Origin of the sequence: Spirochaeta isovalerica (genome assembly GCF_014207565.1) — a bacterium.
GTDB classification, from domain to species: Bacteria; Spirochaetota; Spirochaetia; order DSM-2461; family DSM-2461; genus Spirochaeta_F; species Spirochaeta_F isovalerica.
Window position 1 is genome coordinate 304,492 of the sequence record NZ_JACHGJ010000005.1, and the last position, 26,814, is coordinate 331,305.

General features: G+C 46.2%; 24 protein-coding genes and 1 rRNA gene. 8 read left to right on the plus strand and 17 right to left on the minus strand.

Annotated elements, in window-relative coordinates; genetic code table 11:
* Positions 1-23 precede the first annotated feature (23 nt).
* The gene (locus tag HNR50_RS14415; protein ID WP_184747472.1) at positions 24-1,358 is read right to left on the minus strand and encodes an MATE family efflux transporter; all 1,335 of its coding nucleotides are present in this window, start codon (positions 1,356-1,358) and stop codon (positions 24-26) included.
* Between the two features lie 80 nt (positions 1,359-1,438).
* Here HNR50_RS14415 and HNR50_RS14420 point away from each other — a divergent pair, with 80 nt between their 5' ends.
* On the plus strand, positions 1,439-2,239 hold the full coding sequence (locus HNR50_RS14420) for a helix-turn-helix transcriptional regulator (protein WP_184747473.1): 801 nt from the start codon (positions 1,439-1,441) through the stop codon (positions 2,237-2,239).
* On the opposite strand, the gene HNR50_RS14425 is transcribed toward HNR50_RS14420, so the two are convergent.
* From HNR50_RS14425 to HNR50_RS14485, 13 genes are all read right to left on the minus strand, one after another.
* Positions 2,223-5,006, minus strand: coding sequence for a glycoside hydrolase family 3 C-terminal domain-containing protein (locus HNR50_RS14425; RefSeq protein WP_184747474.1), 2,784 nt, complete (start codon positions 5,004-5,006; stop codon positions 2,223-2,225). The genes HNR50_RS14420 and HNR50_RS14425 overlap by 17 nt on opposite strands.
* Positions 5,007-5,058: 52 nt before the next feature.
* Positions 5,059-5,217 (minus strand): helix-turn-helix domain-containing protein, encoded by a 159-nt coding sequence (locus HNR50_RS22850; protein ID WP_425506746.1) that lies wholly within the window; start codon positions 5,215-5,217, stop codon positions 5,059-5,061.
* Positions 5,218-5,443: 226 nt separating this feature from the next.
* On the minus strand, positions 5,444-5,620 hold the full coding sequence (locus HNR50_RS22855; RefSeq protein WP_184747509.1) for a type II toxin-antitoxin system HicA family toxin: 177 nt from the start codon (positions 5,618-5,620) through the stop codon (positions 5,444-5,446).
* Between the two features lie 44 nt (positions 5,621-5,664).
* The gene (locus HNR50_RS14440) at positions 5,665-5,865 is read right to left on the minus strand and encodes a type II toxin-antitoxin system HicB family antitoxin (RefSeq protein ID WP_184747476.1); all 201 of its coding nucleotides are present in this window, start codon (positions 5,863-5,865) and stop codon (positions 5,665-5,667) included.
* A gap of 324 nt (positions 5,866-6,189) precedes the next feature.
* A complete protein-coding gene (locus HNR50_RS14445) occupies positions 6,190-7,314 on the minus strand; it encodes a BspA family leucine-rich repeat surface protein (protein ID WP_184747477.1) in 1,125 nt (374 codons plus the stop codon).
* A gap of 614 nt (positions 7,315-7,928) precedes the next feature.
* Positions 7,929-8,990, minus strand: a complete 1,062-nt coding sequence (gene uxuA / locus HNR50_RS14450; protein ID WP_221439893.1) for a mannonate dehydratase — start codon at positions 8,988-8,990, stop codon at positions 7,929-7,931.
* A gap of 2 nt (positions 8,991-8,992) precedes the next feature.
* Entirely contained in the window at positions 8,993-9,469 is a 477-nt protein-coding gene (locus HNR50_RS14455; protein ID WP_184747479.1) for a YcxB family protein, read from the minus strand.
* 14 nt (positions 9,470-9,483) lie between these two features.
* Positions 9,484-10,776, minus strand: a complete 1,293-nt coding sequence (locus HNR50_RS14460; RefSeq protein WP_184747480.1) for a TRAP transporter large permease — start codon at positions 10,774-10,776, stop codon at positions 9,484-9,486.
* Positions 10,773-11,300, minus strand: a complete 528-nt coding sequence (locus HNR50_RS14465) for a TRAP transporter small permease (RefSeq protein ID WP_184747481.1) — start codon at positions 11,298-11,300, stop codon at positions 10,773-10,775. Before HNR50_RS14465 ends, HNR50_RS14460 begins: the two co-directional genes overlap by 4 nt.
* Before the next feature lie 120 nt (positions 11,301-11,420).
* Positions 11,421-12,440 carry a TRAP transporter substrate-binding protein gene (locus tag HNR50_RS14470; RefSeq protein ID WP_184747482.1) on the minus strand — a complete coding sequence of 340 codons (1,020 nt, stop codon included), beginning with the start codon at positions 12,438-12,440 and terminating at the stop codon, positions 11,421-11,423.
* A 139-nt stretch (positions 12,441-12,579) separates the two neighbouring features.
* A complete protein-coding gene (locus tag HNR50_RS14475) occupies positions 12,580-14,154 on the minus strand; it encodes a response regulator transcription factor (protein WP_184747483.1) in 1,575 nt (524 codons plus the stop codon).
* Positions 14,147-15,625 (minus strand): sensor histidine kinase, encoded by a 1,479-nt coding sequence (locus HNR50_RS14480; RefSeq protein ID WP_184747484.1) that lies wholly within the window; start codon positions 15,623-15,625, stop codon positions 14,147-14,149. The genes HNR50_RS14475 and HNR50_RS14480 overlap by 8 nt, the downstream gene beginning before the upstream one ends.
* Before the next feature lie 4 nt (positions 15,626-15,629).
* A complete protein-coding gene (locus tag HNR50_RS14485) occupies positions 15,630-16,628 on the minus strand; it encodes a TRAP transporter substrate-binding protein (protein ID WP_184747485.1) in 999 nt (332 codons plus the stop codon).
* A 128-nt stretch (positions 16,629-16,756) separates the two neighbouring features.
* On the opposite strand from HNR50_RS14485, the gene HNR50_RS14490 reads away from it, so the two are divergent.
* The 4 genes from HNR50_RS14490 to HNR50_RS14505 all read left to right on the plus strand — a co-directional run bounded on the left by HNR50_RS14490 (position 16,757) and on the right by HNR50_RS14505 (position 21,779).
* Entirely contained in the window at positions 16,757-17,095 is a 339-nt protein-coding gene (locus HNR50_RS14490) for a cupin domain-containing protein (protein ID WP_184747486.1), read from the plus strand.
* Complete coding sequence (locus tag HNR50_RS14495; protein WP_184747487.1) at positions 17,092-18,060, plus strand: Gfo/Idh/MocA family protein; 969 nt, start codon at positions 17,092-17,094, stop codon at positions 18,058-18,060. Before HNR50_RS14490 ends, HNR50_RS14495 begins: the two co-directional genes overlap by 4 nt.
* 151 nt (positions 18,061-18,211) lie before the next feature.
* On the plus strand, positions 18,212-20,620 hold the full coding sequence (locus tag HNR50_RS14500; RefSeq protein WP_184747488.1) for a glycoside hydrolase family 2 protein: 2,409 nt from the start codon (positions 18,212-18,214) through the stop codon (positions 20,618-20,620).
* 70 nt (positions 20,621-20,690) lie between these two features.
* Positions 20,691-21,779: an HD domain-containing phosphohydrolase gene (locus HNR50_RS14505; RefSeq protein ID WP_184747489.1), complete on the plus strand. Its 1,089-nt coding sequence runs from the start codon at positions 20,691-20,693 to the stop codon at positions 21,777-21,779.
* Here HNR50_RS14505 and HNR50_RS14510 read toward each other — a convergent pair.
* Positions 21,761-22,915, minus strand: a complete 1,155-nt coding sequence (locus HNR50_RS14510) for a RelA/SpoT domain-containing protein (protein ID WP_184747490.1) — start codon at positions 22,913-22,915, stop codon at positions 21,761-21,763. The two genes, HNR50_RS14505 and HNR50_RS14510, sit on opposite strands and share 19 nt — an antisense overlap.
* A gap of 84 nt (positions 22,916-22,999) precedes the next feature.
* On the opposite strand from HNR50_RS14510, the gene HNR50_RS14515 reads away from it, so the two are divergent.
* Entirely contained in the window at positions 23,000-23,911 is a 912-nt protein-coding gene (locus HNR50_RS14515; protein WP_184747491.1) for a ribonuclease H family protein, read from the plus strand.
* Positions 23,912-23,920: 9 nt separating this feature from the next.
* Here the strand turns inward: HNR50_RS14515 and HNR50_RS14520 are convergent, their stop codons facing one another.
* Positions 23,921-24,589 (minus strand): hypothetical protein, encoded by a 669-nt coding sequence (locus tag HNR50_RS14520; RefSeq protein ID WP_184747492.1) that lies wholly within the window; start codon positions 24,587-24,589, stop codon positions 23,921-23,923.
* A 117-nt stretch (positions 24,590-24,706) separates the two neighbouring features.
* Between HNR50_RS14520 and HNR50_RS14525 the strand changes: the two genes are divergently transcribed.
* Positions 24,707-26,005, plus strand: coding sequence for a SpoIIE family protein phosphatase (locus tag HNR50_RS14525; protein ID WP_184747493.1), 1,299 nt, complete (start codon positions 24,707-24,709; stop codon positions 26,003-26,005).
* Positions 25,998-26,492 carry an STAS domain-containing protein gene (locus tag HNR50_RS14530; RefSeq protein WP_184747494.1) on the plus strand — a complete coding sequence of 165 codons (495 nt, stop codon included), beginning with the start codon at positions 25,998-26,000 and terminating at the stop codon, positions 26,490-26,492. The genes HNR50_RS14525 and HNR50_RS14530 overlap by 8 nt, the downstream gene beginning before the upstream one ends.
* A 235-nt stretch (positions 26,493-26,727) precedes the next feature.
* Here the strand turns inward: HNR50_RS14530 and rrf are convergent.
* Positions 26,728-26,814: ribosomal RNA gene (gene rrf, locus HNR50_RS14535) — 5S ribosomal RNA — on the minus strand; the annotation flags it as partial.

The following is a 26,814-nucleotide window of genomic DNA, read 5'->3' on the forward strand; positions in this document are numbered from 1 at the left end:
ACCGCCCCGGATTATTGCGGTTTTCAGACAATTTTTACCTTTTTCCACTTGCCCCCGGCAAAGCGGATCCGGAGCATAATGTATCCGAGGTATTTCTCCACAGCCGTGGCGATCCAGGCCCCGGTCAGCCCCCATTTCAGATAATGGATTGAGATATAAACAAGAGGAATCCTGACAAATATCAACCCGACAAGGGAAACGAGTAGCGGCCACCTTGTGTCTCCGGCGCCTTTTATGGAACCGCTGTACACGAGAAAAGTATTCTGCGCCGGATTGATCACAGCCAGAATAAACAGGATGGGGCCAAAGACATCGATGACCTTTATGTCGGCCGTAAATATCCTGACCAGTCCATCTCCGGAAAGAAGAAAGAGTATGGAGACGATCAGGGAAATCAGAAAAGCCCCATGATGAAGAACCTGTACATAGAGAACAGCCCTGTCGGGCCGCTGTGCTCCCAGATGCCTTCCAGTGAAGGATGAGGACGCTATCCCCAGAGCCTGCCCAAGATTGGTGGAAAGATTGGATACCGTCAGGGCGACCTGATGGGCGGCAAATGCCACGGTTCCCAGATTGGCGATCATCCTGGTGTAGAGAAAAAATCCGCTTCTGAGAACCAGCTGCTCCGCCGCGGAAGATGAACCGATACCGGCAATACCTTTTAAAACAGTTTTATCCCAACCGAGAACGACTTTTCCCTTCAGCCTGACGGGCAATTTGGTTTTGAATAACAGAACCAGCCCCAGCATCGAGGCGGAAGCTTTGGAAACAGTCGCTGCCATCCCGGCTCCCCAAACCCCAAAAGCCGGTATAAAGGCAAACCCGAAAATCAGCACATACCCCAGCACCACATTAATAATGTTGGCCAGGATGTTTATAAGCATGGCGTTCCTCGAATCGCCAGCGCCTCTGAGGAGAGACGATACGGCCAGGGGTAAAACCTGAAAAACCGTTCCCGCCGCCATAAAGCGCATATAGGTTATTCCCTCTTTCAAGCTGTCTGACCGGGCCCCCATAAACATAACAATCTGTTCGGCGAAGATATAGAAAGGAAGTGAAATAATCAGTCCGGCGACAAAGGCAAACTGAATGGTCTGAACGATGACTTTTCTCGCGTTGCCATAATCCCGCGCGCCGGTGTACCGGGCGATCATGGCGGTAGCCCCGATATTGAAAGCCTGAAAAAGGGCAATGGAAATTCTGACAGGTTGACTGGACAATCCCACCGCGCTTAACGCCGCTGCGCCCAGACGTCCCACCATCGCCATATTGACAACTGAAATAAGCGAGAACAGAAAAAGCTCCGCCAGACAGGGTAATGTAAAACGGATTATCTCATCGTACATTTTTTTGTTCATAAAAGAATAATACAGCTACTCAAAAGCAATTATTGGCTATTATTTGACACATTTACTTATTATTGACTATATTTTGTCCAATGACTCAAAGTTACTCTTTAAAAGCCGGTTCAATAACTCTGGGATATAAAAAGAGCCGGAACATAAGCCAGACGCGCCATTTCCATGAGTTTTATGAGATTCTCTACATAATCGACGGAGTGCGGGATATTTTTGCAGGGAACAGAACAGTCACTCTCAAGAAAGGGGATTTCCTGCTTATCCCGCCTCATCTCATACACAAATCGCTTGAAAATGGTAAGGAATCGGAAATTTACTCTCTGTATCTCGAGAAAAATGAAGCGCTTAGATCAACAACTGAAGAAGGCGCGGTTTACTTTCCCTCACTTTCAGCACCGGCAGTACAGACAGGAATAGTGCTTACACGCATGGATAGGGAATTGAAGGAAAAAAGCGACTTCTATCAGATCATGTCCGAATCTCTGGCTGCTGAAATTTCAGTAATAATTGCCAGACATGGAGATATGAAACAGGACGGGAAAATCGAGATCCGGGACAACGGAAAAATCGAATCAATCATCCGTTTTATCGAAAATAATTACAGCGAAAATCTCAATCTGAAAATGCTGGCGGAACAGTTTTATATAAGCCCGTCCTACCTGAGCCGATTCTTCCACAGGAAAACCGGATTCACTCTCACAGAGTACATCAATCATATAAGAGCTTTACGGGCTCAGAAATTTCTGCGCGAAACATCGGAGGAGATAGGCCAGATCTCCCGGAAGTGCGGCTTCGGCAGCCTTTCGCAATTCGGGAGAATCTTTAAATCCATCAGCGGCATGACGCCCCGGGATTACAGAAAACTCACCCTAGTGGGTTGAACTCTCTTTCCAGCTTGAACGTCAAAGACTCCAGATCCAGCCCCGTCTGAGGAAAGAACAGCTTGATAAAGTGGTTCGTTCCGAAAATCATGCCCATGTGAAGAGTCTGCTCTTTCCACTCCCCTTCCGTCCCCTGCAGCGCAAGCGTGCCTATTAGCTGGTTGTCCATAAAAACGCTGACCGAAACCTGGGCCAGGACGTTGAGATCGCTTTTGTAGCGAACTTTCAGATCATACATCCCGAAGGTTCTGACAGTTATGCCGAAGAGCTCTTCACTGCCTCCCGACGTATTCATGGAGCTGCCGTCAATATCGGTACCTTCCGCGTTGATGCGGTAAAAGGTGAGGTTTTCCCTGTCGGCGACCTGATCCTCATCAGCTTTCATTTCTTTCAATTCCTGATCGCTGATCCGGCCCGATTTGTGTTCCATTGCCAGGGATCCCAGGAGAAACTTAAGAATATTCCGGGCGCTTCTCTGGAGATGAGCTCTTTTCAGTACACCCTTTTCCAGCATTTCCAGTGTATTGTCATTTCCCGCATTGGTAGCGGAATCGCCGACGCACATATAGAGGTCGTTCTGTGCTCTTATCATAGCGGCCGTATTGTTTCTGGAAGGTTCTTCCCCTTCGAAATTCATCTGAGCCCACCAATCGGTCATGGCGATTCCATGAAACCCCCACTGATCGCGCAGAACGGTCGTACACAAATCATAATTCCCCGCTGTCCAGATGCCGTTCAAAGCTCCGTAAGTGGTCATGACAGAGTATGCGCCGCCCTCTTTTACAGCGATTTCAAACCCCTTGAGGTAAATCTCCCTTAGAGCTCTTTCAGAGACAACAGAATCGGAAGAACTCCGTCCCGCCTCCTGGTTATTGGCGACAAAATGTTTGATTGTTCCGGTCACATTGGATTCGGCCATACCCAGAAGCTGGGCAGCGGCAATTTTTCCCGTTAGCAGAGGATCTTCCGAGATATACTCGAAATTCCGTCCGTTCAGAGGATTTCTGTGGATATTGATTCCCGGACCGAGTATGGTCTCTATCCGGTTTTTCCTCAATTCCCGTCCGAGCATAACAAAGAGATCGCGGACCAGATCATCATTGAAGGTGCAGCCGAGAGCCGTTCCGTTGGGAAGGCTGAAGGCTTTGGTTCCACAATCCATCCGAATACCCGAAGGGCCGTCGGCACAGCAACCTACAGGAATTCCCCGATCCGCCAGACTATCGGTTAAACCGCCGAATGCGGCGGCTACTCCCGGCGTCGCTTTAGGACTGCTCATCCCTTCGCCTCTGGTCAGGCAGGCCATTTCCTCATCGGAGAGCTGAGCAATAAAATCATCAAGAGAGGTTTTCCCTTCATAGACTTCTCCGAAAGAGATACCACGGTCTCCTGTAAAGGCGATTTCTTCGGGACTTCTGTCATCAATCCGCTTCTGAAGATCGACAGTTCTCAGGGGAACGGGCTGACGCCCTTCCGCAAAGAATCCCTCTTCCCTTTGAACCGGCTTCAGACGATTGAAGAATGTGACGGGAGCACAGGCTTCCTCAAGCGTCTCGATAACAGTGAAATCCTGCTCAAATGATCCTACCTTCAAAGCCTGACGCACATCGGATCCGGCATAAATATTGTATCTTCCCGCTTCCAGGATAAAAGATGATTTTGAACCCGTGACACCGCTGTCATCATAGGAAGCCAGCCTTGTCTTCGGTATATCCAGAGTGATGGAAGCTGATTCTCCCGGTTTTAGAACTTCAGTTTTTCCATAGGCGACAAGAACCCGGACAGGTTTGCCCAGTTTACCCTGTGGCGCCTCGCTATAGACCTGAACAATCTCTTTACCGGCGGAATAGCCTCTATTGATTATAGTCGCCTCAACAGATATTGATTCAGACTTAATCGCAGTAAGTTCGGCTTCAATGGTAAAATCCGTATAAGAAAGACCGAATCCGAAGGGATAGAGCACCTTTTCCTTTGCAAAAGTTTCGAAATAGCGGTACCCCACATAGATATCTTCTTCATAGATATTCGTTTTCAGATCCCCGAAGTTTTTTGTCGAGGGATAATCATCGGCTTTTAAAGCAATGGTATCTGTCAATCTGCCACAGGGATTTATATCTCCGGTCAGAATATCGACAACGCCATGTCCCCCTTCCTGACCTCCCTGCCAGGCAGCGAGAACAGCGGATGGATCACTTTTTTCCAGCCAGCTCATATCAATGATATTTCCCGTATTGAGTATGACAACTGATCGGGGAAAGTAGCGGCAGACTGTCGCTATCATCTGCTCTTCCAGTTCAGTCAGACGATAACTTCCCGCTTCGTCTTTCGAATCCTGGTCCTCTCCACCGGTCCGTCCGATTACAATAAGAGCCAGATCCGATTCTTCAGCCGCTTTTCGTACCAATTCCTCATGGAGAGGCATTTCCGCTTGAGACCAGGGAACTTTTCCCCACCCCTGCCCTTCATCGTAAGGATTATCAATCAACCAGTTTTCATAGGCGTCCAGAACAGACTCATTAGTTGAAATTTCATCATGTTCTTTCAGCGCATCGAGAAGACCTATCGTGTAGCGGGTATTAACCAGACCGCCGGAACCGAGCCCCGATTTATAATAATGAAACATGGACCGGCCGAAAAGAGCGATAGACTCCCCCTTCCTGACGGGCAGTGTCGCTTTATCGTTTTTCAACAGGACGCACCCTTCGGCTGCAGCTTGTCTGGCCAGAGCGGCATATTTTTCCTGGTCCAGCTTTATATAATCTCTCACAATAGAATCTCCCGATTGAATGATGAAAGAATAATAGGGTAAATCATCAATCCTATCCAGAGGGGAAGCGCGATTCCCTATTTCTGTATTGTCCAGGCGTGCAACCCCGTATTTTACGGAAGCGGCGGATAAAATAGGAATGGCTTTCGTATCCCGATTCTTCTGATATCTGTAGAAGGGGAAGATCGGTATTGCGGAGAGAATGCAACAAAACATTACTGGGAACGGAATGGCCCGGTGGATGGAGCTTTGCATTGATTGGATGGATAGGTGGTATAGTTGAATTCGATGAAGAAGCACATCTCTTCTATGGGGAAGTTATTGGATTACTTGATGCCATCGCTTTTCAGAGACATTTATGGTTCGGACTCCTTCGGATCAGAGTGTATCCCAGAACAGGTTCGATAGACAACAAATTAAACTTTATTGCTGATCCTTTAGCTCCAGGCGTCCGGCGGTATACCGCTTCCTTCCATATTCGATTTCAACGTACTGATAGGAAGTTCTTTACCCTTGTGAAAAGGGACAATTATCTGATAGCCGGTCTTGAAGTTCTTCCATTTCTGATGGCTCCCTTTCTGGCTGACCTCCTCAAATCCATGATATGAGTGAATCTTGGTAACTTCTGAGGCTGATAATCTTTTCTATAGGGGGGACACTAAATAGCGACCTCATAGACCTTGGCATCGGGGCTCAAGGCATGAGTATCGGGTTCCAGATAAAGGGCGATGGCTTCTTTGACGTTTTCCATGGCTTCAGCTTCCGTGTCGCCACAGGAAGTACAGCCGGGAAGTTCAGGACATACGGCGCTGAATGAGTCTGTTTCCTGATCGTATTTAATTATTACTCTTACATGCATAGTTCTTTCCTAACATTTAGTATACATAAATACGTGCTCTTTTTCTATTCAAATCAAATAACTACTCTCTCAAGATCTTTACCAACTTTACTGCTGATAAAAGCAAGAACGATATGCTTGTGGGAACCGACTTTATCAGAGAGACACAAAGCAGGTCTGACCTTACTCGACGATAAATCAGTAAACGGAAAGGGAGCAAGTACGATAGTTCCTTTTACCATTCGACGGGCTTCCCGTCTTCCATGGTGTAGATATCTTCTTCAGGATCATTCAGAAAATCAAAAAAAAGCGCTGACCGTCTAAGGCCAGCGCTTTCTAATGCGATCAGTCAATCCAATTCGGTTCTATATTTCCACTACCCCAGTTCCTGCTGAAATAATTATGATATATAACTGTTCGATCATCATCGGAATAATCTACATCCCAGGAAGAAAGATCATGATCGGTAAAAGAAGATACACCGTAAAGCATAGCCGCAAAATTAGTAACTTTAGAAACATCCCATTTGCTGAGATCTTCATCAAATTTGAGTGAAGATTCAAACATAGAAGCCATATTTGTAACATTAGAAACATTCCAGTTTTCTAAACCCGGTTCAATGAAGAAGTTTGCCTCTTTGAACATGGCGCTCATATTAGTGATATTTGATACATCCCAGGAACTGAAATCTTCAAAGATAGCAGCGTCATAAAACATATAACTCAAATCTGTAACTTGGGATAAATCCGGGGCATCTTCTGCAATAGTTTTAAAATTCGGACAGGAATAAAAGGCATGATTCATACTCTTCCACTCTATTGTTCCCCAATTGACCACGGAATGAATATTGTATCGGTTCGTGTAACTTGAAGATGAAAAATTGATTGCCGGAAAAGTTCCGGTAATTTTTACAGTATACTCCACCATTGAGCTGGCATATGTGTGAGTCGCATCGCCGGTTAGACCGGATTCCGATGTTCCGTCACCCCAATCAATATTGTAATTATATATATAACTACTGTCTGTAGGGATGGTAATTGATTTGTCTGTATAATCTCCAGTCCATTTGGTTACAAATGCTGTATCTCTCCATTTTGCATATAAGTTCAGATCGGCATCATCTGTATAAATGTCTCCACCCTCATAATCCATTCCGCTTCCATCGGGCTCTGTGTTCCACCTTAAAAACAGATAATCTGATTTTGCCAGATTGCCTGTATTATCAGCCAAATCAATGCTCAGTCCTTCCTCTTTCTGCTGAGTTCCAGGGACTGTTCCCGAGTCCGCTCCATTAGCATGGTAAATAATAGAGAAGGAACTCTGTGAATCGGAATCTGTTGGTATTGTCGGTGTTGTAGGAGAGGAACATCCGGCAAAAATAATAATGACAGTTAAGACCAAAATATAAAAATAATTTTTTACTAAGTGTCCTGTTAATGATATAAAAAAACTCTGTGTATTCTCTAGCATGGATTTACCTCAATTTTAATGTTTACTAAGAGAAATACGCAGCTTTTAGCTGTATTGCTTCAAAATTAAGATAATTTTTCACTCATACCGAAACAGAGACTGTCCATCCCCGATCCTCTTCAGCTGATCTGTCTCTTTCAGCTCCCCTTTATAACAGACCTTACAGGATACAGCCTGTGAGCAATCAAAACACAGATCGGCTATCCGGCCGTCTTTCCAGTTAACAGTTAAGCCAAAACATCCTTTGGTCCGATACCCCCTCAGAGATCCTGTGGGCCATGCCCTATCACGTAGAAAGATCTCATCGCGTGAGTATAGATAATGGTTCCTCAGATGAAGAGCCAGCCACACTCCGCCGCCCAGTAATTCATTTCCCTTATGATATTGAGTGTGAAGAACAGAACAGACCGGAACCTACAACTGGGAAAAATGGCAAAATACCAAAGCACAGGCAGATTTCAGAGACAGGTTGTCTGAAGAAGCCAGCGGGTACTAATTAACTGGAAGAGTTTCCTCCGTCAGGCTGCCCTTTGGGGCAGCTTATTTTTTGATCAATAGGTCTTTTCTATCAAACAATTTTACTACCGGAATGCGAATACAGAGATCTTCCTTATTCAACCTTTCTCAAGTGCCTCCCAGATCCCGTTTATATAAGCGATCCCCAGCGCCCGATCATAGAGCCCGTAACCGGGTCTCGCCTGTTCGCCCCAGATCATTCTGCCGTGGTCCGGCCTGGCATAACCGTCGAACCCAGACTGGTACAGCGCCTTCAGGATAGCGAACATATCGAGTGATCCGTCCCCGCTGAAGTGGGACACTTCACGAAAATACCGCGGCTTCGTAATCCGGATATTCCGGATATGGACAAAATGCAGTTTTCCCTTTGAAACCGCCGATTCGATCATGGCCGGAATATCATTGTCGGGATGGCTTCCCAGACAGCCTGTGCAGAGAGTGATCCCGTTCATTCTGTTCTCGTTGAGAGCCATGATCGCTTCCATATCACCCTGGTTTTTGAATATGCGGGGAAGCCCGAAAACGCTCCAGGGAGGATCGTCGGGATGTATGGCCATAGCCACGCCGGTTTCTTCGCAGACCGGCATAATGGCATCGAGGAAATACTTCAGATTTTCCCTCAGCTTTTCCTCGGTAATGACGGAAAACTTTGAAAACAGATCGACTATTTTCGCCATTCTCTCCGGTTCCCAGCCCGGAAGGCTGTAGGTCTCGGCTTTTTCCAGCATATAATCGGCAATGGTATCGGGTTTGATCTCCGCTATTATGGACTCGTTGTACTCCATTGTCTGAGAACCGTCGGGAAGCGGGGCATCGAGGCTGGACCGGGTCCAGTCGAAAACAGGCATGAAATTGTAGCATATGACCTTCACTCCCGCTTCGGCAAGACGGGAAATAGTCAGTTTATAGTTCTCGATATGAGCATCCCGCTCGGGACTGCCTAATTTGATGGCATCGCTAACATTGACGCTCTCCACAACTTCAAACTGAAGCCCCGCATCATTGATGCTTTTTTTCAGAGCCAGTATTTCATCCATGGGCCAGGCTTCTCCGGCCGGAATGTGGTGCAGAGCGCCGGCAACACCGTCTATGTTGGGTACCTGTCTTATCTGCTGAAGGGTGACAGTGTCATTTTCCTCACCGAACCACCGCATGATCATTTTCACTTTTTAGCATCCTTCTGAGCCGACAGAAAATCATAGAGCTCCTGTCCCTGCCCACCAAGTGTCTGTTTGTTTAGGACAAAACTCTGTTTTGTCCCGGTATAGAGAATAAGAATTTCTCCGACCCTTTTTACTGATATCAGATCGGAAAAGGGGATAAGCGTGCTGCTCTTTTCCGATATAACCCTGATTCCCGAACCGTCTATCTTCATTTCCAGACCATCGGGTATCGAGGCGACGATCTTCCTGCTGCGCATATAGATAAAAAGAGGCTGAACCAGAGGAAAAAGAAGTATTCCCGCAACAATAAGGATTCTCACATCCCGGCTGCCGTCGGCCCAGAAGCGGACGGCCAGAAGAATCATCGAGATAGTAAAAATAAGATTAACCAATCCCGCCATGGACCGGTAGGTATTAGCCAGCCCGAGAATCAGAAGATTCCCGGGTCTGACTTTATATTGAAAGCTGAATTCCATTATCAACAAGCCGTCTAGTTGAATAAAGAGGGAAGGAAGAGGCTGATGGAGGGTATAAAGGTCAGCAGCATCAAAGTAACAATCATCAGCACATAAAAAGGCAATGTCGCCTTTACGACCCGCTCGATTGGAACCTTTCCGACAGCCGAACCGATAAAGAGCACTGAACCGACAGGCGGTGTCAGGAGCCCGATTCCGCAGTTCAGAATAATCATAACTCCGAACTGAATGGGAGAAATTCCAATGCTCGTGGCGATAGGCAGCAGGATGGGTGTCGCGATCAGAATAATCGGAGCCATATCCATAATCATCCCCAGAACCAGAAGGATCAGGTTCAGCATGAGAGCCAGAATAATGGGATTTTCCGTTAATCCCAGGATGGTCTGCGCAGCCAGAGTCGGAACATTGAGGCGGGTAAGCAGGAATCCGAAAATGCTGGATGTGGCAATCAGAATCAGAACGATGGACAATGTATGAACCGCCTGATCCAGGACCTTCCAGACGCCTTTCCAGTCCAGACCCTTGTATATGAATACGCTGACGATCAGACTGTAGATGACAGCGATAGCCGCTGATTCGGTTGCCGTGAAAATACCTCCGACAACGCCGACGACGACAATGATTATGGCAGCCAGGGCCCAGAAGGATACGGCGAACTGTTTCAAAAGATTGAGCAGATTGAACTTGGCCCCTTTGGGATACTTTCTTTTGACGGAAATGATATAGGATCCGATCATCAGGGTTCCCGCGAGAATGGCAGCGGGAAGATAACCGGCGAGGAAAAGGCTTCCGACCGAAAGTCCGCCGGCCGTTGTCGCGTAAATAACCATGTTATGGCTGGGAGGGACAAGAAGACCCTCACAGGAACTGGTAATGGTTACGGCCGTTGCAAAATCGTCGTCATATCCCTGCTCAACCATCATGGGAATCATGATGCTTCCGAGAGACGCCGTATCGGCCGCAGCGGATCCGGAAATTCCGCCGAAAAAATAAGATGCGACGATATTGACCATTGCCATTCCGCCGCGCATCCATCCGACGCAGGCATCGGCCAGTGCAATCAGTTTTTCAGAAATACCACCGCTTCCCATGAGATAACCCATAGTAATGAAAAAGGGCACCGCCATCAGGCTGAAAGAGCTTATACCCTTGACCATCTGCTGAGCCACAGTAGTCAGAGGCAGCCCCTGATAGAGCAGACAGAGAATGGAGGAAAGAGCTACCGCATAGGCAATGGGAAAACGTATAAGGACCAGAAGAAGGAAACTTCCCAGAAGGATGAAAATAGCCATGCTGTCGACAATCATTTTTCAGAATCCTCCCCGAGTACGATTTTTTTAATCTGATTGACTATAGTCTCCACTTCAAATATGACCATAGCCACTCCCGCCAGGGGAACCGGCAGGTACATCCAGAAACGGGATACGGAGGGCATGCTGACGTAAAACCCCCTGGAACCGAGTTTCTGGGCATAGCGCCACCCTACGACGATCATGACAAATCCCAGAGCCATGACAGCCAGGTCGGCAAACATATCCAGAAAGCTGATCAGTTTTTTCGGAAGATATCTGTCAAGAGCCGTCATCCTGATGTGGGCATTGCGCCGGATAGCCAATGCAGCGGATAAAACAGCCATATAGGCCATGCAGGTAAGGACAACTTCCTCACTCCAGGCGGGATCAGGTATAAAGGAAACATATCTTCCCGTAACAGCCATAGCCGTGATTCCGATATCAATTATCAGAAGCAGCTTGCACAGAAAGAGCACCACTTTGTAAATCATGTCATAAAAAGGCTTGATCTTATCAGCCATCTCGAACACAGCTTTCATATTATCTCCTCATTAAACTATTATGGCACAGAAACATCTGTTCCTGTGCCATGATTTTTTGAGTTTGATCAAAGCTTCCGGCCTATTCCCGGAGGGAAATGCGCCGGAAGGAACTGATCTCTACTGCATATCGAGTATTTTCTGGTAAAGAGCCGCATTGGAAGCGCTGGATTCTTTAATTACATCAGCACAGGCAGCCTGCCAGGGTCCTTTGTCTTTAACTTCAACGACAACGGCGCCTTCAGCAGCCAGTTTTTTCAGTACTTCGTTTTCCGCACCTTCGGAAAGCTCTCTGTTGTAAGCGGAAGCAATTTTTCCGGCTTCTACAAGAGCATTCTGCTGGTTGGGAGACAGTTTGTCCCAGGCTTCGTCTGTGATAATTACCTGGATCGCACCGAGAGTATGACCATCGAGAATCATGTAGGGAGCCACTTCGTGGAAAGACATACCGTAGTAGTTGGCTATGGGCTGTTCAGCGGCGTCAACAACACCGGACTGAAGAGCGGAGTAAAGTTCGCTGTAGCTTACGACTGTAGGAGAAGCGCCGATTCCCTCAACCATACCGCGGGCAACGGGGTCGTTTGATACGCGGATTTTCATACCGGCAAGATCGGCCATCGTGTTCAGGGGGCTGGTTCCGAAGAAATGGCGGAAGCCTTCTTCTCCGTAGAAAAGACCGCGGATTCCCGTTCCGTTTTCATGGGGCTCGAGAAGGAATTCGGGAGCGAGTTCACTTGTGGCGAATTTCCAGAAATGCTCTCTTCCGGTAAATGTATAGGGGATGGAGAGAAGCTTGGATTTCTCACCGCCGTAGCTGGTCAGGGCAAAAGCGGAGATTCTTGACATATCAATAGTTCCGCCGCCGCCGAGCATGGCATCGAGGACATCGGGTTCAGCACCGAGAACACCACTGTGCTGGATATCGAGTTTAACAGTTCCGCCGGAGAGTCTTTCAACTTCCTCTTTGAATTTGAGACCGGTCTTACCGACAATTGTTTCGAGGTTGTTAACCTCGGCATAAACCAGAGTTACAGGTTTTTCTTCAGCGGGAGCTCCGCTTTTGTCACCCTGCTGTCCTCCGGCCATCACGCTTGTCGCGGCCAGAACCATTACAAATAAAATCAACAAAATCTTCTTCATAAATTGCTCCTTCTTTTTTTAAAGTCAATTTATGGTACGCCCGCTTTTATAATCGCGCTCTATACAAAAATATGAACCTCTTCACTTATTTGCTGACTTTTGGGAAATCAATATTCGAAACAAGCCCGAAACCTTTCAATTATTGCTGTTTTAGCATTTTTTTGTTCCGGAAGTGTCGGGGAGAGCACTTCTCAACCCTTTTAAATACACGTGTAAAATAATTCGGATCGCGGTATCCGATTCTGCCGCTTATCTCTTTCATGGTTAAATCTGTCTGATTCAGCAGCCGCTTTGCTTCATTTATCCGGATCTCCGTCAGAAAAGTAATGAAATTTTTCTTTTTATGCTCTTTAAAGATTTTACTGAAATAGAAAGTGGAGAGATTGCAGTAAGCCGCAGTATCTTCCAGGCTTATCTCCCTGTAATAGTTCTCCTCAATATACTGGCAGGCTTTTTTTATCACGGGTATATTTTCACTGGCATAGAGAATCGCAACCTTGCTTATCAATTCGTTGAGTACGTCCTTGAAAGCTTTCAGCAACTCCAGTACATTAAGCGAATCCCCCAGTTCCACAGTATCAATCCGGCATTCTCCCTCAGGAAACTGCAAAGCTGCCGAATGTCTGAGAATAACGGTTAAATCCAATATGCTGTTTTTTTTATCTTCAAATGAGGCCGGCGATGACTGAACCATATCTTCCAATTTTACAAAAAGCTCATCCAGTTTCCCTTTATCCACCGCAAGAACAGCCTGTTCCAGATCCATTTCCAGTTCAATAGGAAAACTTCCGCCCGAAGAGGAAAGGTCTTCCTTATCAGATATTTCGCTCAAGCTCTTTTTTGCCTCGGAAAAAGATATCTGAGCCCTGTTGGCGCTCTCAAAGATTGATCCGAACCCCAGCATGATATCGATATTCAAATCATCCCTGATATTGTCGGTAATGGACTGAAGGCGGTTTGAAAGAATCTCATCGGATTCCATTATACCGTTGTATCTATCGCAATATACCAGGATGAGGACGCTATTGAGGTCTGCATTGCATGAACAGAAGAGATCGTGCTGGCGAAGCTGAGCTTTAAGAAGTCTGATACATCTTTTTTTAAGAATCTCTTTCTGATATTCCTGGCTTGTGAGAATCGGATAGGATTTGTAATTCAGCTTCATAATCATGCCGCGGCCTTTGCGGAAGTCCATATCGAGTAAGGTCAGGTAATTTTCGAATTTCTCTTCCTCCAGAGTCCGTGTTGCCAGATTATAGATAAACTCCGAACCGAGATAATCAGTTACCCTGTCCAGCCTCGATTCAATAATCTCACGTTTCTGCTTTTCTCCTATTTTTCTCATCAGCTTGGAGGTTACTTTTTCCATCACTTCGACGATTCTCTTTTCTGATGAGGGTTTGACGATGTAGTCCTCCACACCTACTTTTATTGCTTCATGGGCATAATCGAATTGATGGAATGCCGTAAGAAAAATGATACAGGCGGTTTCGTCGGACTCTCGAATCTTCCGGGCGGCTTCGATACCGTTTATTCCAGGCATATTGATATCGAGAATGATGATATCCGGTTTCGTCGTGCGGGCCTTGTCTATGGCTTCCCGTCCGTTTACGGCTTCCTCGAAATGGTTGATGGAATCGATGCTCTTGGAAATGATAAAACGGAGAGCTTCCCTTTCGAGCTGTTCATCGTCGGCAATCAGCAATTTAAACATCGGCTTCCTCCGGAATAAAGATCTCTACAACGGTCCCCTCTCCGATAACGCTGTGAAGGGAGAATTTTTCTTTCCCGTTGAATTTCAGGGCCAGTCGCTTTTTCACATTCTCTACGCCGATTCCGGTCGAATCAAGAGAATTGACGGTCTGCCGACTCTTATCAATATCAAAACCTATCCCCGTATCCTCTACTTTAATAAGGATGCCGTCCCTGATTCTGTCCACGTCGATACTGATGCGGCCCCCTTCTTCCTTCGGCTCAATCCCGTATTTTACAGCGTTTTCCACAAGGGGCTGCAAAGTAAATATGGGAATCCGTATATGCGATGCGTCGATCCTGTTATCAATGGAAAATTTGAGACGGTCACCGTATCTGGTCTGCTGGATAAACATATACTCATCGAGAATTTCCAGCTCTTCTTTCAATGAGACTGCTTTATCCTGATTATTGAGATTGTACCGGAACACATTGGACAGACATTCGATGAGGCGGACTGTTTTGGGAGCCTGTTCAAACATGGATGTCCGGGCTATGGTATTAAGGGTGTTAAAGAGAAAGTGGGGATTAATCTGGGACTGCAGGCTGAGAAACTGCGCTTCCCGGAGGGATTTTCCCATATCAATCAGTTTCATTTCATCTTCATAATGCTGTTTCTCTATATTGGCTTTGTCTTTCAGGCTCTCAACCATCTGATTGATATTGCGGCTCATCCTGTTGAATGAATTGATCAGCACGGTTATTTCGTTATGCGAACTGTCAGAAACTTTTTTGACATTGAGGTTCCCCTCGGCTATTTTAATAGTGTTGGAAGCAAGGTCTATGATCGGCTTTGTCAACGTAACCGAAAAGAAATTTCCGAATACAAGGCTTAAGAGACTGATAAAAAGAATTCCCAGAAAACTGATTCTCTGTATATGAGACACAGCTTCTTTCTGACTTTCATGAAGCTTCGAACTCTCTTCCAGCCTGACGTTAATAAGCCGGTCCAGATAAGTTTCAATATAATCTTCAATCCTGTTGGCACGGAGAAGCTGTTCGGAAAAGAGGTCCTTATTGGAATTGAATAAGACGAGAGATGACTTCGCGCTCTCCAGATACGCCAGCATACCGTAGCGGACCGCCTCAATTTCAAACAGGGCATCCCGGGATGAAAAGGTTTCATTCTTCACCATGTTCCATGATTTCCACACCCTATCGATGGTGTTATCAAAAGCCTCCACATTCTCAGAATTGTAATCTCTGACAGCGACGGCGAATTTCTCATTGTTCGCCTTCACAGCCGTTGAGAGATTGTGAACAAGAGATGTTTTTATCAGGTCCTCTTCAAACATTTTCATGTATACGAAAGCGTTGTTCAGAATATAAAAGTAGAGAATGGAAACGCTTAAAATAATGATGGTAAAGAAGAATATGAGTTTTCTTTTTATGGAGAGGTTATTCCATGTTTTTCCGATCAGATTATCTATCATAAGGTTATTTTATATCCCTGATCTCTTTAACGATATTCTGGAGATCGGGAGAAAGAGCATCATATAGCGGCTGCATGGCCGCCTGAAAGGAACTGTTGTCCTCGAGATAGAAGATTTCATTTCCATTGGCCTCTATGGCAGCTTCCGCTTCTTTCTCATACTCTTTCCATGCATTGATCTGAAAAGCCATGCTGTCTTTTGCCGCTTTCATAATCAGCCTCTGATCTTCATCGGATAACCTGTCCATAGTGATTTTGCTGGCAATAGTAATTTCAGGGACTCTCGTATGTTCATCAATGGTGAAATACCGGGCCACTTCATAGTGTTCCGTTGAAAAATAGCTCGGCCAGTTATTCTCGGCACCGTCGATAACGCCGGTCTGGATGGCGCTGTAGACAAGTCCGAAAGGCATGGGGGTCGCAACGGCTCCCAGAGCTTCGACGAGACCGGCCATCAAGGAGCTTTCCTGGACTCGGATCTTAAGACCTTTAAAATCCTCTACTGATTTTATAGGCCTTACGGAGTTGTAAAAACTTCTCGCTCCCGAATCAAACCAGCTCAATCCGACAAATCCGGCCGGCAGAAGACTTCCCAGAAAATCGTCGCCCAGCCTGCTGTTCAGAACTTTCCACATATGGTCGGCATTTCTGTAAAGATAGGGCATCTGAAGGGCATTGAAATTTTCGGAAAATGCCGCCAGGGGAGAAATACTGACACGGGTAAAATCAATGGCGCCGAACTGCACCTGCTCTATAACCGCTTTTTCTTCGCCCAACTGCGCATCGGGGTAAACAAGGATACGGATTCTGCCATCTGACCGTTCTTCAACCAGCCTTGCAAATTCATAATCGCCTTGTGTCGTAGGATAGTCCGCGCCGTGAGTTTCAGCCAGCCTTAATACGATGGGAGTATCTGAGATATCAGCTTCTGTTTTTCCGTTTGCGAACAACACCGAAACCCCGAATAGAATGATCGCGGCCGGAATCATGGTTCCTTTTCTCATTTCTCAATCCCTTTTATGCAACATACCATTGAAAGGGAACACCGTCAAACAAAGAGGTCAGAGCTGCAGAGCTCTGATTGTACTTTCCCTGAGAATCGTAATATAGTTTCATATATGCGAGGTACATAATGAAAGCAGAAGATTTTTTTATCGGCCAGGCTGAAATGAAGATAGAATTTGTCGAAGGCGATATCGAACGGAGAATATACACGGGAGACCATATCCAGGTTGTAGAATACCGCTTTCCCGCCGGGAAAACCTTTCCACCCCACAAACACGAGAGAGAAGAACAGATGGGTTATCTGGTGAGCGGGAAAATGGGCTTCAATATCGGCGGAATCATTCAGGATCTCAATCCCGGCGAGTGGTACAGAGCCCCGGCAGGAGTGGAACACAATGCCTGGACTTATGAAGAGCCTTCAGTTCTCCTTGATCTCTTTTCCCCTCCCAGGGAGGATCTGAAATGACGCCGGTAAAATGGGCCCTATGCGGAGCAGGTGATATTTGCGAGAAACGGGTTGCTCCGGCGATTCGCGATCTTCCCGGAGCTCATCCCCATTCGGTCAGCCGCCGGAATAAGGCTCTTCTTGAAGAGTTTGCCGAACGCTTCGGCTTCAGCAGAACCTATACCGACTGGAAAGAGCAGTTCAGAGATCCCGAAGCAGAAGCTGTTTACATCGCCACACCGGTCAATCTTCACAGAGAACAGTCAATCTTCGCAATGGAACAGGGCAAGCATGTACTCTGCGAAAAGCCCATGGCTCTGAACAGCAGGGAAGCATCGCTGATGCTGGACGCGGCCAAAGCCAACGGCGTCCGGTTCGGTGTGGCCTACTACAGACGCTTCTATCCTATGGTCGAAAAGATAATGGAAGTGCTCGGAGACAAGGGGATCGGATCTCCCCGATACGTACAGGTCCAGAATTTTGAACCATTCAACAGGAAAGAAGGAGAAGCCCGGTACTGGCTGCTGAAACCGGAAATTTCCGGTGGAGGTCCCATGATGGATATGGGCTGTCACAGACTGGAGCTTCTTCATTACCTTTTCGGAGAGATTGCCGATTTGACCAGCACTCTGAAAACTCTACGGTTTCAGCGTGAAGTGGAGGACACATCTGTTGCCCTTCTCACTTTCAAAACAGGGCTGATGGCCAATGTTGCGTCGCTACACACCGTACAGGAACCGCGGGACACAATCGAAATCTATGGAACAGAAGGCTCTATCCATGTAGAGAACCTCAATGAGGGAATCTACCGGATAGTAAAGAACGGGGAAAAAGAAAAAGGGGTCTGCCCGCCCCGTACAAATGCCCATTCGCCGCTTATAGACGATTTTTGCAGGGCCATCAGAGAAGAGAGAGATCCGGCGGTAACGGGAGATTGGGCTCTGAAAACGACAGAACTGCTCGACAGGATCTACAGCCGATCCTGAATCGTTTTCACTCAAAGCAAAAAATCCTCACCTTATAAAAAAACCCGGTTTTTAAATCTTACAACTAGTGAAATTTGTCATCAAAGTCTGTATGATGCTCAATGATTAAATTATCGCCGTAACAATAGGGCTGAGAAGCGAGTGTACCCGAATGAAAAGAAGAGAACCGATAAATTTCGGATGGAAATACAAGGCTGATTTCAGAGAGGAATACCTCTCTCCTGCATATGATGATACCGATTTCGACAACGTTGAAATCCCCCATAGCAATATCGAAATCCCCTACAATTATTTTGATGAAAAAATTTACCAGTTCGAGAGCTGCTACAGACGGAAACTTCACATAGATTCTCTAAAGCGCGACGAGAGAGTCTACATTCATTTTGAAGGGATTATGACCTATGCCAGAGTCTTTCTCAACGGGGTTTTTCTCGGCGAGCACAAAGGCGGATACACCGGATTCCGGATAGATCTGACCGATGCCCTCAATACCGATGGCCCCGATATTCTGGCCGTCTATGTCGACTCGACAGAGAGAAGCGATATCCCTCCCTTCGGCCATGTCGTCGATTACCTCACATACGGGGGCATTTACAGGGAAACCGCATTGGAATACTGCCATGAGCTCCATCTGGAGCATGGCCTTATTAAACCCGATAATGTTCTCACCGAAACACCTGCAGTCGACATGGACCTCTATTTCCGCAATGACAGCGGCAGAGCTCAATCGGGAGAAATGGAGTTTATCATCACCTGCCGGGGAGAAGAGTTTTTCAGGACCGGCGAAAGACTCACCTTCACCGGTAAAAAAGAACAGAAACAGGTCTGTTCCTTTCAGGTTCCTGTCCCGCAATTATGGGACATAGATAACCCCGTTCTCTATGAGATGGAAACGCTCCTGACCATGGACGGAGAAATCAGGGACAGCAGGACATTCCGTTTCGGATTCCGTCAGGTTGATTACCGTAAGGACGGATTCCGCCTGAACGGAAAGCTTATCAAACTGCTGGGGCTGAACAGGCATCAGAGCTATCCCTACACCGGTTATGCCATGCCCCGTTCCGCCCAGTATGATGATGCGGAAATCCTGAAATACCAGCTGGGAGTCAACACTGTCCGCCTCTCCCATTATCCGCAGAGCCGGCACTTTTTAGATCGCTGCGACGAGCTCGGCCTTCTCGTTTTTGATGAAATCCCCGGCTGGCAGCATATCGGTGACGAATCATGGCAGGCGCTATCCCTGCAGAATGTGAGAGATATGATCCTGACCGACGGAAACCATCCTTCCGTTTTCATCTGGGGAGTCAGGGTTAACGAATCTCAGGATAATGATGATTTCTACAGGAAAACGAATGAACTTGCCAGAAAACTGGACGCCACCAGGCCCACTGGCGGAGTCCGCTGCATTGCTGAAAGCAGTATGCTGGAGGATGTATTTACCTTCAATGACTTCAGCCATACCGGAGAAAACAGCGGTCTGATCCCCCCGTCCCGGACATCGGGAAAGGCAAAACCCTATCTGGTGACGGAACACAACGGACACATGTATCCCACAAAGAAATTTGACGATGAAGCCCACCTTTTCAGTCAGGCGAAAAGACATCTGGCGGTGCTGGAAACCATGTACAGCCGGGAGGATATTTCCGGTTCAATCGGCTGGTCTATGTTCGATTACAACACCCATAAGGATTTCGGAAGCGGCGATAAAATCTGTTACCACGGCGTCATGGATATGTTCCGGCTCCCGAAACTGGCCGCATCGGTCTATGCCTCGCAGCAGGATGATTCGCCTGTTCTGGAAATATCCAGTTCCATGAATATAGGAGAAAGGGAAGGATCTCTTCTGGGAGACATCTATATATTTACGAACTGTGATTATATCCGCATGTATAAAAACGGCGTTCTCATAAGAGATTTCCACCCTCGCAGAGATCTCTACCCCTCCCTGCCCCATCCGCCTGTAATCATCGATGATTTCATAGGCGACGCCATCGAAAAGAATGAATCCTTTTCCAGTAGAGACGCTCTTGCAATAAAGGAGCTTATGCTGAAAATCAGCCGGGAAGGGTTGGATCTGGGCATTAGAGATAAGATCAGAATGGGCTGGCTCCTTTTTAAGAACCGGATGAACACCAAAGAGGCGGAAGATCTCTATACTAAATATTTTGCAGGCTGGGGAGGAGAGGCCACAACTTTCAGTTTCACAGGCTACAAAGACGGGCAGCCGGTCAAAACTGTAGTCAGAGACCAGAATTCACCGGTCAGCCTGAAGTTGAAAGCCGACAGGGAGACTCTCCATGAAGGAGAAACCTGGGACTGTCTCCGCTGTACTGTCCATCTGGAGGACGAATATGCCAATGCAGTCAGATATGCCCATGAAAGCATAACTCTGGAGACAGAAGGGCCGGTCGGCATAATCGGGCCGAAAGTTCTCCCCCTCACCGGTGGCTCTACAGGATTCTGGGTAAGAACGGCAGGAGCAGCGGGAACCGGAACGATTAGGCTGAAATCGGAAAGGTTCGGCGTTATAAAAAAGGAAATCCGAATAACGAAGAATTAATAAAAGCGGGATAAGCTTCAGGGGAATAAAGTGATTTACAGTCTCGGCAATAAAGGATTACAGTAGTTTCATGGATAACTTCCATTACTTGAATACAATCGAAAATCTCTGTGTAGAAAACGGCAAACTGCAGGCTATCATTGAATCCAGTACCAATGGAATCATTGAAGTTGATATAAAAGGGAATATTCTATCGTCTAATCCCGCTTTTTATCATATGGTCAATATTTCTCCCCGTGACGGAGTCAAATACAATCTGGGGAAATTGCTCAACTCGGAAGATATTGAAGAGGCCTTATCCACACTGGCCCATGGCGAAGAAGAAATCCTTGTAAAGGGCTTTCATGTTCCGGTCACTCATGGCGGCAGGGAGGTGATGCATTATCTGGAAATCAAATTTTCCTGCGTCCCCGTCATGAACGATGACTTTATCATCGGTATAGTCAAAGACAAAACGGATATTATGAGAGCTCTGGAAAACAGAGAGGAATATATCAGCACGCTCCTCAATATGATCCACGAACTGAAGATAGATAACAGAGATTCAATTTATCATATAGCTTCTCTGGTGGAACTACGGGATCACACTACGGGAAAACATCTGGAAAGAGTCGAATCCTATACGAGAAAACTGGCTCAGGAATACATGCATAATTTCGGAGACAGGGATGAGAGATTGACTGATTCCTTTGTCGAGGATATGGCGATTTCCTCCATTCTGCACGACATCGGCAAAGTAGCCATTTCCGATACGATACTTCAGAAGCCCGACAAGCTGACAAGCAGTGAATTCGAATCCATAAAAGAGCATACGATTATTGCCGGTGAGGCATTGAAGGAATACAAAGGGCGAAAGGACTTTCTGGCTATGGGCCGGGAAATCGCCACATACCATCACGAAAAATGGGACGGCACCGGGTATCCCACAGGAAAGAAAGGAGCGACCATTCCCCTTTCCGCCAGAATTGTGGCACTATGCGACACCTATGATGCCCTCGTATCGGAGCGCCCGTACAAAGATGCCTACAGTCATAAAAAAGCCATTGAAATCATTAAAGAGGAAAGCGGCATATCCTTCGACCCTGATATTGTAGAGCTTTTTCTCAAAATCAATGATGAGTTTCTGAAAATCAGACAGTTCTATGACGACGATTCCTGAGATTCCTCAACCACATCGCTCTCTTTATAATCGATCATATTCGGCATATCGAGGGAGCCTTTCTGTCTGAGCAAAGCCTCCACCTTCTCAGGCGACGGCCCCATCAGAGACATCAGTTCCTTCTGTGTCTTCTGCAGCAGCCTGAGGTCCTCTTCGGAAATCTCCAGAGGCTTGAAGTCTTCGGATTTCATATAATCGGCTATGCGGCCCTGAATCCCCTTGAACAGATCGCTGTCCAGAAAAGAATCGAGCCAGGGAAAATCGTATTCTTCTTCTACACTGTCATCCTCACGCATAAGATCGGCAATGTTGCGGTTGATTTTCTCCTTTTCCTGATTTCCGATTTCGAGCGATTCAATCTGCTTATACAGTTTATCAATAAGTTTGTTTTTCTCTTCCAGCTGCCGTTTATGTTCGGCAATTCTCTTCTTTTCCTTCTTCTTGAAAAACCGCATATACGAGCCGAGCTCGTCTGCGTCTCCGGCAAGGCGGTTTAAAATGGAAGAGAGGCGGACAAGCAGTTCGTTATTCATCTCATAAGGGTAGCGGACCCGGTGATCAATTTCTCCCCAGGCTTCCTCAAAAAGCGTCCTCACCTGAACTTCTACCAGATAATCCTCATTCTTGGGCCGTGTTTTCAGTGTGTAATGTACTGACCGGTAACCGAATTTGTGTTCACGGATCTGGCAATTATTCCGTTTATAGAAATTGAGAATACGGTCGTTGTCACCGTAACGGACAAAAGCGACCGGCTCTTCTGCGAGATCCCAGTTGTCGCAGATGTATTTGTGGATATTGAGCCAGTCCTCCTTGAAAAGATGGAGGGCCCTGATCCCGATAAGGTCTTTGATCTCCGTCCGGTAATTATCTTTTGTAATCACCCTCCGGCTGTTCTCGGTCCGTTTTCTCACGATTTTTTCCAAAAGATGATCGGTCTCTTTAAGACGGTAGTTTATGGAGTGGATAACAGGGCTGCTGATCATCTGATCAACAACAAATCTTCCGACGGCGTCGAGCGTATCATGAAGAGAATCGTAATCTTTGGCGATAGATGTCAGCTCTGTCCATTTAATACCGGCTTCTTCAAGACTTTTGTCCGAAAGATCATATCTCGAGTAGAAATCGCATTTTCTCATTCCTATAAAATAAATAAAGCCATCCTTTCGGGCAAGAACATATTTCACTTGCCATTCAAACTTCATGAAAAGTAGTATGGATCTATGTTTAAGTATTTCGGCGGTATAGATGAGGCCGCTCTCGGACCGGTTCTCGGCCCTTATTGCGCAACAGCTCTGTCCTTTGAGATAAAGAATACAGAAGAGCTTTTCGATGTCTTCAGAGATTTTTCAATTCTTCAGATTGGCGACAGTAAGAAAATCTATACGTCCGGCAAGTCTCCGGCTCCCCTTGAGAAAACGGCGCTTTCCTTTTTCAGACAGTTTCACGGTTCCCTTCCTTCCAACCTATCCGCACTACTGAAAGAGCTGAATGTCGATAAAAGCCATCTTCATGAAATCAGAGAAATACCCTGGTTCTCAAATCTGCAAGATTACGCCCTTCCGGCGTTCTGCTCTCACGAAGAGATAGAACAATCCGCCAGCGAACTGACATTATTTTTTAAAAGCCGTTCCCTGACCCCCCGAAGTCTGATTTCGGATGTTGTTCCGGCACAAAGGTTTAACAGATATCTCCTGTCGGGAAAGAATAAGGGAGAAACCTGTCAGGCAATACTCTCTCCCCTCGTCCATCACATCTTCGATGAAAAAAGCCGGATTACTGTGGACAGACAGGGCGGCCGCCGGTATTACGGAGAATGGCTCATGGAACTATTTCCCCGTACAGCTCTGGCCATACGCCGGGAAACTGTTGATCTATCGGAATACGATGTCGGAGATTCAACAATCAGGTTTCAGGTAAAAGGTGATGATAAATATCTGGAGACCGCTCTGGCTTCGATCTTCTCCAAATACATCCGGGAGATGATGATGATCTGTTTTAACGATTACTGGTCTGAAAAAATCCCGGGGCTCAAAAGAACCGCGGGATATCCCCAGGACGGGAAGAGATTTATTCAGGACCTGGATAAAGCGGGAGTCTCCTATGAAAAGGAAACTCTTATCCGCATGAAGTAGGAACGATATCTATTCAGAAAGATCGCTCATTTCAATAGGAATGCGAAGCACTCCGTCATCATCTGTATAATCCCAGTTGACATTGAGAGTGAACTGGTATTCGTCCATATCCTCATCGACTGCCATGACGTCGTAACTGACTGTTTCATCATCATAGGGCGCCAGCAGGCTGAGCGTATCATAGGGATAAAGCGTCTGCTCCTCATCCATCATGTCCACGCCCCACATTTCGGAATCGGTCGGGGAGACAAAGAGATAGAGCATTTCGTAGTCCGTCTGGTTTTCAAATTCCACTTCAATGAATTCCATACCGGGATTATCTTCCTCGTCCCCCGATGTAATGAGGACCGTAATCTCCTCGTCATCACTGAATTCCTTTTCGTAGAGGACGAAAGTTTTGCCGTTTTCATCGATAGCCATAATGTCAAAATTATCACTGTAATTAGGATAAAATACGTAAAAGCTCAGAAGATTGTTGTTTTCAAGAACTCTCTCTGAGCCGAGAATATCAAATCCCCATTCGCTGCTGTCTCCGGGAGACAGGAAAACATACCAGATATCAGCTCCCGTTTTATTGATAAAGGTGACCCTGTTCAGCGACGAAGGATCGTAGGAAAAAAGGGAAAGAATAGGCAGCAGCATAATAAGAAGAATCAATATTTGTTTTTTATTTCTCATATGTGACTCCATTTTTTTTATTGTATTTAAAAGTATAGTTGATAGAAAAAGAAAACACTAAGGGATTGTTTTTAAAACTCATTACACTATTATTATTATTAGGAAGAAGGTGGAAACTTGGCAGACAGCTTGAATTTTCAACTGGAAGAAGAACTAGAGTTCTCAAGCGCTGATGATGAATTTGACATGAACAGCAGTAGCGTCTGGAAGATTCTTATCGCAGACGACGATGAAGGTGTGCACAGTGTAACGGAACTGGTTTTCAATTCTTTCAGTTTCGACAACAGACCGATACAGTTTATCAATACCTACTCAGGCAAAGAAACACTGGAGGTTCTGCAGAAAGAGGAAGACATTGCCGTTATACTCCTCGACGTGGTGATGGAAACCGATGATGCGGGCTTAAGAGTGGTAGAACAGATCCGGAAAGAACTGAAAAACAATATGGTCAGAATCATCCTCCGGACCGGACAGCCCGGGCAGGCACCGGAAGAGCAGGTTCTGATTGACTACGATATCAACGATTATAAAAACAAATCAGAGCTGACATCGAGAAAATTGAAATCCTCGGTAATAACTTCTTTGAGATCCTATATCTCCATATTGAAAATCAATGAGCTGAATACCACTCTGGAGAGAAAAGTGGCAGAACGCACGGCTGAACTGGCAGCCTCTCTTGAAATCATTGAAAAAGATGAAGAGGCCGGAAAAAAAATACAGTTCAAACTCCTGCCCGAAGACAACATGGAAATCGGCGGGATAACCTTCTCCAGGGAAATCTTTCCCTCCCTCTATCTCAGTGGAGATTTTGTCGATTATTTTAGAATTAATGAACGCTTTATCGGATTCTACATAGCCGATGTCTCGGGCCACGGCGCATCTTCAGCCTTTATTACAGTTTACCTCAAATCGATGATATCCGGTTTTATCGGCAGTTATAATCACAATAATGTGGAACTCATATTGAAACCCGATGAACTTCTCAATGTCATAAATCAGACTCTGATAAAAGAAGATCTTGGTAAATATCTGACAATTTTCTACGGGTTGATCGATCTGGAAAAGAATGAGCTCCATTACTCTACGGGGGGACAGTTTCCCTTTCCCGTTTTACTGGACAGAAAATCAAAAGATTTCATACGATTCAAGGGTCCCCCTGTGGGTCTTTTAAGAATCGCCCGCTACAAAAAGGAAATTCTTAAGCTGCCCCGCGATTTCTCTCTAATCTTCATGTCCGACGGAATTCTCGAACTGCTCAAGGATAAAACTCTGAAGGAACAGGAAAGCCAGCTTCTGAAAATTCTGACCTATGAAAGCACCGTTACCTCTCTTATCGAAAACATAGGAATAGATTCTACCCGCTTTCTGCCCGACGATATAACCATCCTCAATGTCAGGAGAACAGCCAGTGAATGAAGGAAAATATCAATTTGCCGAATGCGAAACATTTTATCTCATTAAGATGAGCGGGAACCTGAAATACACAGGCAGCGGTGGATTCGATACTTTCGTGGAGAACATTTTTTCCAGAATCGACAACAAGAGCGTGGTAATCGACTTAACGGAATCTCTCTATCTCGACAGCACGAATCTGGGGATTCTTGCCAAAATAGCCGATACCATGCTCAGCAGATTTAATAAGAAAACGACCATTATTTCATCCAATCCCGATATAACGACCTTACTGACAAATATCGGTTTTGATAATTTCTTCACAATTCTCGATGAAAGCCCCGTAACGGAAACGGCTCTTTCCGACATTTCGGAAATGGTAACCGGCGACCGTAGTCTGGCTTTAATGATGCTCGAAGCTCATAAAGCGTTGATGGAGCTGAACGAAGAAAACAAGAACGTATTCAGTTCTGTGGTAAGTCTTCTTGAAAAGGAAGTGGAGAAAGATTAATAAATACCTGATCTTAAACAACCGGAATCAGGGAGAGGCCCAAATATATCAGCCAGAAACGATCGGGGATATTTCCTTATAAATAAAAAAGCCTGGCGACATCAGGATCGTACCGCAGGCTTGCCGAGGAACGAGTCCGCCAGTTCCGTTCGCTCAAGCTCACTACCTATGCGCGTTCCTCGTCGCAACTTGAATAAAGCATAAACTACAAACCTTAAAGTATTATAAAAAAAAAGCCTGGCGACGACCTACTCTCCCACATAATTGCAGTACCATCGGCGCAGTTGAGCTTAACTTCCGTGTTCGGGATGGGAACGGGTGT